Origin of the sequence: Achromobacter sp. ACRQX, assembly GCF_022346505.1 — a bacterium.
Lineage (GTDB): Bacteria > Pseudomonadota > Gammaproteobacteria > Burkholderiales > Burkholderiaceae_B > Achromobacter > Achromobacter animicus.
Genome location: NZ_JAKRML010000007.1, coordinates 36,776 through 48,795, shown reverse-complemented (window position 1 = coordinate 48,795; position 12,020 = coordinate 36,776). Strand labels below are relative to the sequence as shown.

The following is a 12,020-nucleotide window of genomic DNA, read 5'->3' as shown; positions in this document are numbered from 1 at the left end:
TGTCGCTCCTTAGATGGCGGCTGGCATGGCGCCACCTGTGCGCGGCTGGCGGCGGTTGACGGCGGAAACGCTGGCCGGCTGCAAGGCAGGGGCGGGCGCCGCATCGCGGTAGTTCGGCTCCACCAGCGACCGGTACAGGCTGGCGTACAGGCTGACGGCGGCGCGCCAGCCGAAGTCGGTGTTCATCGCGTTGCGCTGCATCAGCCGCCACAGAATGCCGTGCGCGCGCAGATCGATCGCGCGCTCGATGGCGGCGCTCATGGCCTGCGGCGAGTCGCCTTCGAAGAGCAGGCCGGTGGCCGATGACATGGCCGACAGCGGCGCGCGCGGGCCCGGGTCCTGGATGGTGTCAGCCATGCCGCCGACGCGCGACCCGATGGGCAGCGTGCCATAGCGCATGGCGTAGAGCGGCGTCAGGCCGAATGGCTCGAAGCGGCTGGCGTGCAGCAAGATGTCGGACCCCGCGTGCAGGCGATGGGCGATGCCCTCGTCGTAGCCGATGTGGGTGCTGCAGCGCCCCGGGTAGCGCCGGGCGATGTCCTGCAACGCTTCTTCAAGCCGATGGTCACCCTGGCCCAGGATTGCAATCTGCAGGTTGGGGTGGCGGTCCAGGGCTTCCGGCAGCGCATGCACGGCGACGTCTGCCATTTTCTGTTCGGTCAGGCGGTTGCCCATGCCCATCAGCGTCGCGCCCGGATCCGGGCGCAAGCCGAATTCGCGCTGCAGCGCGGCCTTGCAGTGGATCTTGTTGGTCAGGTCGCGGACGGAATAGCGATGGCTGCGCAGGTACGGATCACGCGCAGGATTCCACAGCACGTCGTCGATGCCGTTCGGAATCGGCAACAGGTCGTCCGCACGGCTGCGCAACAGCTCGTCCAGGCCGCACCCGAATGCGGGGGTCATGATCTCGCGGGCGTACGTGTGGCTGACCGTCGTCACGCGGTCGGCGTAGCGGATGCCAGCCTTCAGGAAATTGAGCTGGCCCCAGGCCTGCGCCCCGTCATCGTTGCGGGCCCATTCCGGCACCCCGAATTCGTCCGCGTGGGCCATCGGGAACAGGCCCTGGAACGCGAGGTTGTGAATGGTCATCACGCTTTTGACGTCCGGCAGGTCTGCGGCGCGGAGCAGCAGCGGCACCAGACCGGCGTGCCAATCGTGCGCGTGCACCAGTGTGGGGCGCATGACGCCCGGCAGGCCGGCCGCCACGCGCACGGCAGCGTGCGCCAGCGCCGCGTAGCGCAGTCCATTGTCCGGATGTTCCTTGCCGTGCTCGTCGACATACAGGCCGCCGCGGTCATACAGGGCATCGTTTTCCAGAATCAGGTAGTCGATGCCGGACTGCGGGCACTTGCCTTCCAGCAGCGCGGCCGGGCCGCCCGGCAGGTCCTGCAGCGTGGCAACCTGGCGGACTCGGTTCAGCTTGGCTTTTACGCCCCGATACCCGGGCAACATCACGCTCAGGGGCATTCGCGCCTCGATCAGCGCGCGCGCCATCCCCGTTATCGCATCCCCCAGGCCGCCTGTTTTGGCCAGAGGGAAAGCTTCTCCCGCCACGATCAGGATTCTCGTCTTTGCCATGCTTGCTCCAGTTGATAGGCCGGTCGAGACAGTTGCGACTCGATCGCGATTACGCCGAGGCCTCTCCTTACGCAAGCGCTGTGCCCAAACCGTGGCCCGCACTAAAAATTGCGCAATGCAGCAGAAATACCTGTCATCCAAATGATGGACAGGCGGCGCGCGCAACGCTTATCGCCCGAGCGCTTTGTAATTTTTAGCTGCGCACGCCCTCCCAAATTCCCATCGGGGCCAGGAACGGGGGTTGCTGAATGCAGTCGCTTTCAAGGACGACCGCCGGGAGAAATGTATGGAAACAGTGTCGGACTTCGTGTTGAAGCGGCTGTCGCAATGGGGGGTGCGCAAGGTGTACGGTTACCCCGGCGATGGCATCAACGGGCTCATCGGCGCCTTCGGCCGCACCGAGGAGCCGCTGGAATTCATACAGGCCCGTCACGAGGAAAGCGCGGCATTCATGGCCTGCGCGCACGCAAAGTTCACCGGTCAGGTGGGGGTGTGCCTGGCGACGTCGGGGCCGGGCGCCATCCACCTGCTCAATGGTCTGTACGACGCCAAGCTGGATCACCAGCCGGTAGTTGCGCTGGTCGGGCAGCAGGCGCGCAGCGCACTGGGCGGCGACTACCAGCAGGAGGTCGACCTGATCAGCCTGTTCAAGGATGTCGCGCACGACTACGTGCAGATGGCGACGACCGCCGAGCAGGCGCGTCACATGGTGGATCGCGCCATGCGCATCGCCCTGGAGCGCCGCAGCGTCACCTGCGTCATCTTTCCGAACGACGTGCAGGATCTGCCGGCCGTGCCGGTGCCGCCGCGCGAGCACGGCACGGTGCACACGGGCATCGGCATCACATCCCACGCCGCCGTGCCGGGGCCGGACGCGCTGCGCAACGTCGCCGACATCCTGAATCGCGGCGAAAAGGTGGCGATCCTGGTCGGGGCCGGCGCGCTGCAGGCGGGCGAGCAGGTCAGCCAGGTCGCCGAACTGCTGGGCGCGGGCGTGGCCAAGGCGCTGCTCGGCAAGGCCGTGCTGCCGGACAGCCTGCCTTACGTGACGGGCGCCATCGGCCTGCTGGGCACGCAGCCCAGCTGGGACATGATGAACGAGTGCGACACGCTACTGATGGTGGGGACGTCGTTCCCGTATGCGGAATTCCTGCCCCAGGAAGGCCAGGCGCGCGCGGTGCAGATCGACCTCGACGGGCGCAAGCTCAGTCTGCGCTATCCCGTCGAAATCGGCCTGGTGGGTGATAGCCGGCTGACGCTGGAGGCGTTGATTCCGCTGCTAGAACCCAAGAAAGCGCGCCGCTGGCGTGACCGGATAGAAAAGCAGGTGTCCGCCTGGCGCGAGACGGTGCATGCCCGCGCCATGGTCGACGCCAAACCGATCAATCCCCAGCGGCCGTTCCTGGAGCTGTCCAAGCGGCTGCCGCCGCAGACCATCCTGACGTGCGATTCGGGCTCGGCCGCAAACTGGTACGCACGCAACGTCGACATTCAGGCGGGCATGATGGGATCGGTGTCGGGCGGGCTGGCCACGATGGGTTGCGGCGTGCCGTACGCCATCGCGGCGAAGGAGGCCTATCCCGACAGGCCGGTCATCGCGCTGGTGGGCGACGGCGCCATGCAGATGCTGGGCATCAACGAACTGATCACTATCGCCCATCGCTGGAAGGACTGGAGCAACCCCACGCTGGTCGTCATGGTGCTGAACAACGGTGACCTGAACCTGGTGACGTGGGAGCAGCGGGTGATGGGCGGCGATCCGCGTTTTCCGGATTCGCAGTGGCTGCCCAAGTTTTCGTATGCGGAGTATGGCCGGATGCTGGGCCTTGAAGGCATCCGGGTCGACAGCCCCGACGACGTGGGCCCCGCGTGGGACCGCGCCCTGACAGCAGGACGTCCGGTGGTGCTGGAGATGGTGACCGATCCCGAGATGCCGCCGTTGCCCCCGCACATTCCGGCCAAACAGATCGGCGCGTACTTCAAGGCATTGCGCAAGGAAGATGCCGCCTCGGGCGGCGCCGCGCTTCGCGCCACGATCAAGCAATGGTGGGCGGGCTGACACGCCGGCCCGACGATCTTTTCATTTCAGGAGGCACATCATGGCAAATACCGGAGGGACGAGTTCCCAACAGCCCGGGCAGGGCGGTCAGCAAACGCCCGACCATTCGCCCGCCGAACAACCCAAGCCGGATGTCCCGGAAACGGGCAAGGACGAGAAAGGCAACTGGCCTCCCGACAGCATTCCGAATCCCATGCCGGGTCTGGACCCGCAGCAGACGCCGGGCATCGACCATCTGTGACGGTCCTGCAAGGCATGCGGCCTGCGGGCCGCGCTCCGCGTGCGCCGTGCCGCGGGGGGAGCGACCCGCAGTTTTTCAAGGAGAACTCATGAACAAGCGAGATAGGCTGCGCGATATGTTTCACTCGTCGGACACGTCTTCGCAAACGATGCGTGACCTGATTTCGGGCACCGAGGATCTGCTGCGCAGCACTGCCAGCTACAGCGGATCCGAAATCGAATCCGCGCGCGACAAGCTCAAGCAGCGGCTGGACGCCGCGCGCGATCAGGCACGAGGCTGGGAACGCGCTGCGTGGTCGCGGGCACGCGAGGTATCGCACGCGACGGACGACTACGTGCATGAAAACGCCTGGAAGAGCATCGCAGGCGCGGTGCTGCTGGGCGTACTGGCCGGCATCTGCATGATGTCGGATCACGGCAAGCGCCGGTAACGCCCGCCGGGCGCAACGCCACCGCCGGGGCCGGGTCTGCGCAGTGCAGGGCCGGCTCCGGCATTTTTGTGGGGACGAATGTAAAAAATGCCGCTGCTTCGGGCGCCGGTCCCAGGCAGGCGGGAGTCTGCGGCTTTGGCACACGGCTTGCTTGATGGTGGTCCGCGTGGCGAGCCGTTCGCCACGCGGACCATTCATCGAAGGAGACTCACCATGAACCAACCATTGACGGGCACCGGCCAGGCGCAAGGTGAAACCAAGATCGTGGGCGGCCCGAAGAGCGATCCAAGCGGACCCGGACCGGAAGTCATGGCGGCCAGCACGCTGGAAGGCAACGACGTGTACAACCCCGCCGGCGAAACGCTGGGCAGCATTCAGGAAATCATGGTGGACGTGCCACGCGGCCGCATTGCGTATGCCGTGCTGTCGCGCGGCGGCATCCTTGGCATCGGCGACAAGCTGTACGCCATTCCGTGGAGCGCGCTGACGTTGGATACCGACCGCAAATGCTTCGTGCTGAATGTGGACAAGGACGTGCTCAAGAACGCGGAGGGGTTCGACAAGGACAATTGGCCCAGCATGGCGGACGAGACCTGGGCGCGCGGCATCCATCAGTACTACAACCAACCCCCGTACTGGTAAGCCGGACAGCGAGGACGGGATGCTTCGAGAAGGCAGAGTGGTCGCGGTTTCTTCCTGCTTCAACGACGCTGTCGTCAGTTGTGCGGGGCTGCTCGCCGCGCGTCCGGACAGCACCGTTCTGACGGTGTACTCCGGCTTGCCGTTGGTGGCCGAAGCGAACAACGCGGCGGACCGCGACTGCGGTGTCAAGAACGGCCGGCAGGCCGTTCTTGACCGCCGGGCCCGCAACGATCGCGCCTTGTCGCTGCTTGGCGTGCGGGGCGTGCAGATGGATTTGCTGCACGACGAGTATCTGGAAAGCGGCGAGGAGGGGCGCCTGACGGGCGCATTGGCCGCGGCAGTGTCCGCCCTGCGGCCGCGTGTCGTTCTGATGCCGCTTGGGCTGTGCAGTGCCGCGCACGTGCGCGTGTCCGAGGCTTGCCTGACCCTGCGCGCGCTGTTCCACCGCGTGGAGTGGGTGACCTACGAAGAGGTCGCGGAGGCCGAGCCGGGGGCCGTCCAGCAACGCCTGGCCGATTTGCTGGGCCGCAGGATCCTGGCCTCGCCGCTGGATGTCGGGCCGGAGGTTGACGTCGGCCGCGCCCGGCAACGCGCATTGGCCGCACGCAGCAGCCTGGCGCTTGATCCGCTCGACGCGCAGCCTGACCTGTCGCTGGCAGGCGCGTCGGCCTTCCGTCCCGAACGCTATTGGCGCCTGTCGTGGCGGCGGGACAAGGTTTGAGGCGTAGAACGGATTGAGGCATCCTTGCGCCGCAAACCGTCTCATCCTTATCGAGCATTGATGAACGATTGCGCATCCCGGACGATGGTCAGGTTGCGCCGGCCGCCGCGCCTCGCTATGGTGCAAGGCATGCGGCGGCTTTCGCGCCGACGTCCCCTACAATTTCGGAAACCATAATGAGTTCGAACGCAGCCGACGCGCGAGGCCGGTCACGCTGGGGCACCGCCCTGGCGATTTTGCTGTTGATTGGCGCGGTGATCGCGGTACTGGCGCTGGCCGCCACCCGCGTGGTCGAGCAGCGCATCGCCAGCATGCTGGGTCCGCGTAGCCAGGTCGGCAACGTGCAGGTTGGCCTGCATCAGGTGGTGCTGACAGACGTCGCCGTGCCGGGCGCGTCCGGGCAACCCGGCGCGCGTGCCCGGCGCGTTGAACTTGAACCGGAATGGACCGCTTTCCTGCGCCGCGAGGCCGTGTTCAAGCGGATCATCGTCGAAGGTTTCGACTTCGCCGTGGTGCGCAATCCCGACGGCGACATGCAGATTTCTCCCGCGTTGCAGGCGGCGCTGCGCGCCGGCGACGGCGATGGCAAGACCCGGCGCAACGGTCCCATCCGCGTGGCCGAGCTCATCCTGCGCGATGGCCGCCTGGATTATCTGGACGGCGCAGTGTCCAAGCCGCCGCATCGCATTCCGTTCAAGGACGTGCAGGCTCACCTGCAGCCCGTCGTGATACCTGGCGACGGCACGGCCAGCGACCTGGAATTCACCGGCAAGGTCGAAGACAACCGCAACGGCGAGGCCACCGTGCGGGCAAAGGGCAAGCTGGTGGTGGGCGGTGCGGACGCCGACATCACGGTGGCGGTGCGCAACATGGATATCCGCCATGCGGCGCCCTATCTGGCCGATAACGGCGCGGGCTCGCTGTCCGGCGGCTCCATGGACCTGGACATGAAGACAGCCATCGCGCGCCGCGAACTCAAGGCGTCGGGCACCGTGGCGTTGCACAACCTGAAGTTCAGCGGCGACGGCAGCCTCTTTTCATTGCCGCGCAAGGCGGTGCTGGCGGCCATGAAGGACAAGAGCGGAGTCATCCGGTTTGAATTCGCACTGGCCGGCAGCCTGGACAACCCCAAGTTCTCGGTCACGCGCGGCTTTTCCGCGCAGGTGGCGCGCGGGTTCGGGCACGCCATCGGGGTGGGGGCAGAAGGCGCGGCGGAAGGCGTCGCGGGCGCCGTCAAGGAACTGGGCGACGCGCTGTCGGACATGCTGAGCCCGAAGCCCTGATCGGCGTCGCGCGGCTTGCCGTTGCCGCCGGCCGCGGCTACGGCACAGGCCGCGCCCGGCCGACCCGCGCGCCCATCACCATCTCCGTCACCCAGTTCACCAGGATCGAGGTGTAGGCCTGCTGCGAGGCCTTGTCGGTCAGCGCATGGTCCGCGCCGTCCAGGATGCGGTGCGTCAGCGAATGCGACCTGCGAAACGCCGACCGGTAATTCATGATCGTGGAGTGCGGGATATAGACATCGTGCTCAGCCTCCACGATCAGCACATCGCCCGTGAAGTTGGCGCAACACGACAGCGCGCGGTTGCTTTCGGGTTCGATGTGGGAGTTGCGGTAGGCGCGAAGGGTCTCGCGGTTGAGCTGGTTCTTGGGCAGCATCCATTCGTCGTCGCGGTACAGCGCGGGCACGTGCAGGCCCAGCCAGCGCACGCGGCGCAGGCCGGTCAGGATGGCGGCCAGGTAGCCGCCGTAGCTGCTGCCCACCACCGCCACCGAGCCGCTGTCCAGCGACGGATGCGCTGCCAGCCGGTCGTAGGCGGCCATCACGTCGCGCAGGTTGTCGTCGCGCGAGACCTGCATCTGCTGCGCCTGAGTGGCGGCATGGCCGCGCAGGTCGAACGTGAGGCAGACGCAGCCCAGCGCGGCGATGCCCTTGGCGCGGGCCAGGTCGAATTTCTGGTCGCCGCCCCAGCCGTGAATGAACAGCACGCCCGGCACCTTGCTTTCGGGCGTGAGAAAGGTGCCGGCCAGCCGCTGGTCCGCCACCTCGATGTCGATTGGGTCGCTAAAGGCGGCCATTGTCGTCCTCCAGGATGCCCCCCGATTTGGTGATCATACCCACGGCGGAATCCTCGCCGCGATACACGTATTGTTCCGAGGTGGGCGCCGGTTCGTCCGCGCCGTAGCGTTCGCGCGTAAAGGCGGACACCGACTTGAGCGACGGGGACAGCATGAAGGCCTGCAATGCGGAAAGCTCCGCGATGCTGGCGCCGCCGGCTCGCCACGATTGCTCGAGCACGCCCGCGCGGGGCTCGCCGCGGGCATTCTGGCCGATCGCCACGTCGTAGTTGCGGCGCGACGCGAAAAAATCGGGATACGCGGTGGACACTGCCGTGTCGTAACGGCAGCTCAGGTCCACTGCCTGCCGTTCCTCGTCAGACAGGTTCAACGCCCGCAGTTCGTCGAACCCACCGCGCGCGAATGTCAGCGCCGAGCCGCCGTACACCGGCTCGCCGTTGTTGTCCCGGGTGAGGCTTTGCGTGCCCACGTACGACGCTTCCAGCTTGCCCACGCGGATCCAGCCCACACTGTAGGTCGCGATCTGCGCCAGGTCTTCTTCCAGCACCAGCCCCAGCCGGCGCATGGTGGCGGCGTCCTGGCCGTTCAGCGCAGCGCGCAGTTCCTGCGCATTGCGCACGACGACCTGGCCGCGCCCGGCGTTGGCGTCGGCCGGCTTGAGCCGCAGCGCGCCCGCCTGCAGCAGACGTTCGCCCGCGCGGTGCGCATCGTCCAGCGTGAACGCGGTGTACCCGCGCAACACGACCTCATCCAGCTCGCCGGCCAGCGGGCGCACCCAGCCCTGCGGCGATTTCGCCTGCGCGTCGACGACGCCATGGGTGATGGATTTGGTCGCCACGAAGGCGTGCGGCGTCACCCCGCCAAACAAGTCGGCCGCGCGCGTGATGCCCAGTTTGTTCGCGCGGGCCAGGCTGGTGATGCTGCGGTCGGGCACGTAGTAGGGCGGCGGTTCGCCACGATTGCGGGTCGGCCGGAAGTCCGGCACGAAGCGCCGGCCCAGCAATGCCGCGATCCGCAACGCCAGCGCCTCCTGCGACGCAATTTCGTGTTCGGACGCGCCGGTTCGCCGGGGGTAGGCGGCGACGGTGCCTGCTGAGTCGGGTTGGGGTCGATTCATGGCGGGCCTCATGGCAGATGGCGAGCCTGACCGGGGGGAGCGGCTTCTCCCTTGCGTTTGCGCATGCCCAGTTTCAGCTCGATCAGGGGATAGGCCACCAGCGCCAGGCACAACGGCGCCAGCGCATACACCGCGCGGTACGCCAGCGCCGCGCCGAGCACTTCGGTGGGCGGAATCTGCGAACCCAGCGCGGCCACGAAGATGGCCTCGGTGGTGCCCAGGCCGCCGGGCACGCGGGTGATGACTGACGCGAAGCTGGTGCACAACAGGATGCCGAGCACCGCGGGGTAGCTCGCCTTGCCCTGCAACAGCACAAAGCAGATGGCGCCCATCAGGGACCAGGACAGCGCGGCCACGGCGCATTGCGCCACCGCCATGCGGGCGCGCGGCAAGGTGATGTGGTGGCCCATCCAGGTGACGCTGCGGCGCTTGGCCCTCGCGCATGTCACCACGTAGGCGATCCCGAACGCCAGCAGGGCCAGACCCAGCAGACGCAACATCCCGGAGCCGATTTCCCAGCCTGCCGGCACCGGCACCACGCCCAAGGCGAACACGATGCCCGCCAGCCACGCATAGCCGATCCAGTTCGATGCCGCGGCAAACAGGGCGACGCGCGTCGCCACAGACTTGCGGCAGCCCAGCCGGGTGTACAGCCGCAGACGGGCGCCCAGGCCGCCCACCAGCACGCCCAGGTTCAGGTTCAGCGCGTAGCTCAACATGGCCACGCCCAGCGCCTTGGGCGCGGGCAGGTGATGCCGTGTGTACTTTTTGCCGAGCAGGTCCAGGCTGCCATAGGCAAGGTAACCCGCCACCACCAGGCCGGCCGCAATGGCAATGGTCTGGCCGGGAATCTTGCGCATGGCCACCCACACCTGCGGCCAGTCCACGGACCGACCGAAGTAGTAAAGCAGGCCGGCCACCACAATCAGGACCAGCACGGGCAGAATGCGCTTGATCCGCGGCCAGCGGCGCCGCAGGGCCCGCATGGGCGACGAGTGCAGGATCTTCATGCCGTCTCCCTGCCGGTGTCCGCCGTGACGGTCTGCAGGCGCGGCTTGTGCGCCGGGAGGCTGCCGGCCCATGCGGGAAAGCGCCGCAGAAAGTGGAACACCACCACCCCGAGCCACAGGCGGCGCAACCGGCGCCGGGAGTTCTTGGGCATCTCGACGGGGCGGCAGTCCTCTGCAATCAGCCGGTCCAGGCTCTTGCGCAGGGCCGCATTCAGCGACGCGTCGCGCACCACGACGTTGGCTTCCAGATTGAGCGCAAGACTCAGGGGGTCCAGATTGCTGGAGCCGATCGTCGACCAGTCCTCGTCCACGCACGCCACCTTGCCGTGCAGCGGCTGCTTGCAGTACTCGTGGATCTCCACGCCGTTGTCCATCAGGTAGTCATAGAGCATCGAGGCGGCTAGCCTGGCGACCAGCACGTCGGGTTCGCCCTGCAGCAGCAGACGCACGCGCACCCCGCGGCGGGCGGCCTTCACCAGATCGCGCAGCAGGTGGTAGCCGGGAAAGAAGTACGCATTGGCGATCAGCACGTCCGAGCGTGCCGAGCGCACGCCCGCGCGGTAGTAGCGTTCAATGTCGCTGCGATGGCTGACGTTGTCGCGCACCACGAGCCGGCCCCCGCCGTCGCCGGCAGGGAGGGGATCCATGCGCGCGGGACGGCGCCGCAGCCCGCGCTTGCCCTTGCCGAGCGCCGCGCGCGCGTAGTCGGCAATGTCGGCCGCCAGCGGGCCTTCCACCAGAACGGCGTAGTCCTGTTTCGCTTCCGGTCCGTAATCGGGCAGGTGGTCCGCGGAAAAGTTGATGCCGCCGATGAAGGAGCGTTGGCGGTCGACGGCCACGATCTTGCGGTGCATGCGCCGGAACACGTTCGTGCGCACCCCCAGAAAGCGCGGACGCGGATCAAAGACGTGAAAGCGCACGCCGGCCTCGGTCATGGCGCCGATGAAGGCCTCGCTCAGTTCGTCAGAGCCGTAACCGTCGACCAGCAGGTCGACGCTGACGCCCCGGCGCGCCGCGCGGATGAGGGCCTGCTGGATCTCTTTGCCGACGACGTCGTCGAACAGGATGAAGGTTTCCACCAGCACTTCGCTGGCCGCCGAGTCAATGGCCTCGACGACCGCGGGAAAGTACTCCGTGCCGTTTTCCAGCAGCGTGTATCGGTTGTTTTCGCGCCAGCCCAGGTTCATAGCGCAATCTCCGCGCAAATTGGCACATGATCGGAAAGGCGAGACCACACGCGGGACGCCAGCGGCACCGGCTGCCAGTCACGCACGCTGCGCACATAGATGCGGTCCAGCCGCAGCAGCGGCCAGCGCGCGGGAAACGTCCGCGCGGGCCGGCCCAACCGCGAGGTGAATACCTCCGAGGTCCCGCACTCGCGCATCAAGGCATCAGCGCGCAGCCGCCAGTCGTTGAAGTCGCCGGCAATCAGCAGCGGGTCGTCGGCCGGCACGTCGTTCGACACCAGCTTGCACAAGCGGCGCAGTTGCTCGCCGCGATGACGCTCGAGCAGGCCCAGATGCACGCATATCGCATGCACGGGTGAGGCGAGGGCAGGGGGCCGCAGCACGCAGTGCAGCAGACCGCGCCCCTCGTGGCCGTCCACGCTCACGTCGTGGTTGTGGTGACTTTCGATCGGGTAGCGCGACAGGATGGCATTGCCATGGTGGCCTTCCGGATAAACGGCGTTCTGGCCGTAGGCAAAGTCCGTCCACAACGTGTCGGCCAGGAACTCGTACTGGGACTGCGCCGGCCATGACTCGTGGCGGCCGGCATGCGTCTGATGTTCACCCAGGACTTCCTGCAGGAACACCACGTCCGGCTTTGCGGTGCGCAATGCCTCCCGCAGGTCGTGCAGCATGAAGCGGCGGTTGAAACTGGTAAAGCCCTTGTGGGTATTGACCGTCAGCACCGTCAGCGTCGTGGTGTCGAGGGAATGCGAAGCGGGCATGAAAACTCCGGCAGATGCGATCCGTCGGTTTGAGCAAGTGGCGTGCCTGTCAGGTAACGAAACGTGAAACGACACGACTTGTTCTGTCGGCAGCGATACGGGGGGACGCATGAGCAAATGAGAAATCAGCATTTCTCAAGCCATGTCGCGCAGGCCTAAGATCCGCAGCTTCCAACCAGGCAGAACCAGAGT

At 66.9% G+C, this 12,020-nt stretch carries 12 protein-coding genes; 6 read left to right on the top strand and 6 right to left on the bottom strand.

What is annotated here, in order from left to right; genetic code table 11:
• Positions 1 to 9: 9 nt before the first annotated feature.
• Positions 10 to 1,578, bottom strand: coding sequence for a glycogen synthase GlgA (gene glgA, locus MHZ91_RS08745; protein WP_239213329.1), 1,569 nt, complete (start codon positions 1,576 to 1,578; stop codon positions 10 to 12).
• Positions 1,579 to 1,864: 286 nt separating this feature from the next.
• Here glgA and MHZ91_RS08740 point away from each other — a divergent pair, with 286 nt between their 5' ends.
• The 6 genes from MHZ91_RS08740 (at position 1,865) to MHZ91_RS08715 (ending at position 6,954) form a co-directional block, all read left to right on the top strand.
• A complete protein-coding gene (locus MHZ91_RS08740) occupies positions 1,865 to 3,637 on the top strand; it encodes a thiamine pyrophosphate-requiring protein (protein ID WP_239213327.1) in 1,773 nt (590 codons plus the stop codon).
• A gap of 40 nt (positions 3,638 to 3,677) precedes the next feature.
• A complete protein-coding gene (locus tag MHZ91_RS08735; protein ID WP_175121576.1) occupies positions 3,678 to 3,878 on the top strand; it encodes a hypothetical protein in 201 nt (66 codons plus the stop codon).
• Between the two features lie 88 nt (positions 3,879 to 3,966).
• On the top strand, positions 3,967 to 4,308 hold the full coding sequence (locus MHZ91_RS08730) for a YqjD family protein (RefSeq protein WP_175121575.1): 342 nt from the start codon (positions 3,967 to 3,969) through the stop codon (positions 4,306 to 4,308).
• A gap of 213 nt (positions 4,309 to 4,521) precedes the next feature.
• On the top strand, positions 4,522 to 4,950 hold the full coding sequence (locus MHZ91_RS08725) for a PRC-barrel domain-containing protein (RefSeq protein WP_239213325.1): 429 nt from the start codon (positions 4,522 to 4,524) through the stop codon (positions 4,948 to 4,950).
• Positions 4,951 to 4,987: 37 nt separating this feature from the next.
• On the top strand, positions 4,988 to 5,671 hold the full coding sequence (locus MHZ91_RS08720) for a PIG-L family deacetylase (protein WP_239213323.1): 684 nt from the start codon (positions 4,988 to 4,990) through the stop codon (positions 5,669 to 5,671).
• A 176-nt stretch (positions 5,672 to 5,847) separates the two neighbouring features.
• Complete coding sequence (locus tag MHZ91_RS08715) at positions 5,848 to 6,954, top strand: DUF748 domain-containing protein (RefSeq protein WP_175121572.1); 1,107 nt, start codon at positions 5,848 to 5,850, stop codon at positions 6,952 to 6,954.
• A 37-nt stretch (positions 6,955 to 6,991) separates the two neighbouring features.
• Here MHZ91_RS08715 and MHZ91_RS08710 read toward each other — a convergent pair whose 3' ends face one another.
• The 5 genes from MHZ91_RS08710 to MHZ91_RS08690 are packed head-to-tail and all read right to left on the bottom strand — an operon-like array spanning position 6,992 to position 11,828.
• On the bottom strand, positions 6,992 to 7,750 hold the full coding sequence (locus tag MHZ91_RS08710; RefSeq protein WP_175121571.1) for a S9 family peptidase: 759 nt from the start codon (positions 7,748 to 7,750) through the stop codon (positions 6,992 to 6,994).
• Positions 7,737 to 8,867 (bottom strand): DUF3182 family protein, encoded by a 1,131-nt coding sequence (locus MHZ91_RS08705; protein ID WP_175185296.1) that lies wholly within the window; start codon positions 8,865 to 8,867, stop codon positions 7,737 to 7,739. Before MHZ91_RS08705 ends, MHZ91_RS08710 begins: the two co-directional genes overlap by 14 nt.
• 8 nt (positions 8,868 to 8,875) lie before the next feature.
• The gene (locus MHZ91_RS08700) at positions 8,876 to 9,877 is read right to left on the bottom strand and encodes a lysylphosphatidylglycerol synthase domain-containing protein (RefSeq protein WP_175121569.1); all 1,002 of its coding nucleotides are present in this window, start codon (positions 9,875 to 9,877) and stop codon (positions 8,876 to 8,878) included.
• Positions 9,874 to 11,064 (bottom strand): cardiolipin synthase ClsB, encoded by a 1,191-nt coding sequence (gene clsB, locus MHZ91_RS08695; RefSeq protein ID WP_175121568.1) that lies wholly within the window; start codon positions 11,062 to 11,064, stop codon positions 9,874 to 9,876. The genes MHZ91_RS08700 and clsB overlap by 4 nt, the downstream gene beginning before the upstream one ends.
• Positions 11,061 to 11,828, bottom strand: coding sequence for an endonuclease/exonuclease/phosphatase family protein (locus MHZ91_RS08690; protein WP_175121567.1), 768 nt, complete (start codon positions 11,826 to 11,828; stop codon positions 11,061 to 11,063). The genes clsB and MHZ91_RS08690 overlap by 4 nt, the downstream gene beginning before the upstream one ends.
• Positions 11,829 to 12,020 lie beyond the last annotated feature (192 nt).

Coding starts and splice junctions, on each gene's coding strand:
- glgA (WP_239213329.1), bottom strand. CDS start 1,578: ATGGCAAAGACGAGAATCCTGATCGTGGCGGGAGAAGCTTTCCCTCTG.
- MHZ91_RS08740 (WP_239213327.1), top strand. CDS start 1,865: ATGGAAACAGTGTCGGACTTCGTGTTGAAGCGGCTGTCGCAATGGGGG.
- MHZ91_RS08735 (WP_175121576.1), top strand. CDS start 3,678: ATGGCAAATACCGGAGGGACGAGTTCCCAACAGCCCGGGCAGGGCGGT.
- MHZ91_RS08730 (WP_175121575.1), top strand. CDS start 3,967: ATGAACAAGCGAGATAGGCTGCGCGATATGTTTCACTCGTCGGACACG.
- MHZ91_RS08725 (WP_239213325.1), top strand. CDS start 4,522: ATGAACCAACCATTGACGGGCACCGGCCAGGCGCAAGGTGAAACCAAG.
- MHZ91_RS08715 (WP_175121572.1), top strand. CDS start 5,848: ATGAGTTCGAACGCAGCCGACGCGCGAGGCCGGTCACGCTGGGGCACC.
- MHZ91_RS08710 (WP_175121571.1), bottom strand. CDS start 7,750: ATGGCCGCCTTTAGCGACCCAATCGACATCGAGGTGGCGGACCAGCGG.
- MHZ91_RS08705 (WP_175185296.1), bottom strand. CDS start 8,867: ATGAATCGACCCCAACCCGACTCAGCAGGCACCGTCGCCGCCTACCCC.
- MHZ91_RS08700 (WP_175121569.1), bottom strand. CDS start 9,877: ATGAAGATCCTGCACTCGTCGCCCATGCGGGCCCTGCGGCGCCGCTGG.
- clsB (WP_175121568.1), bottom strand. CDS start 11,064: ATGAACCTGGGCTGGCGCGAAAACAACCGATACACGCTGCTGGAAAAC.
- MHZ91_RS08690 (WP_175121567.1), bottom strand. CDS start 11,828: ATGCCCGCTTCGCATTCCCTCGACACCACGACGCTGACGGTGCTGACG.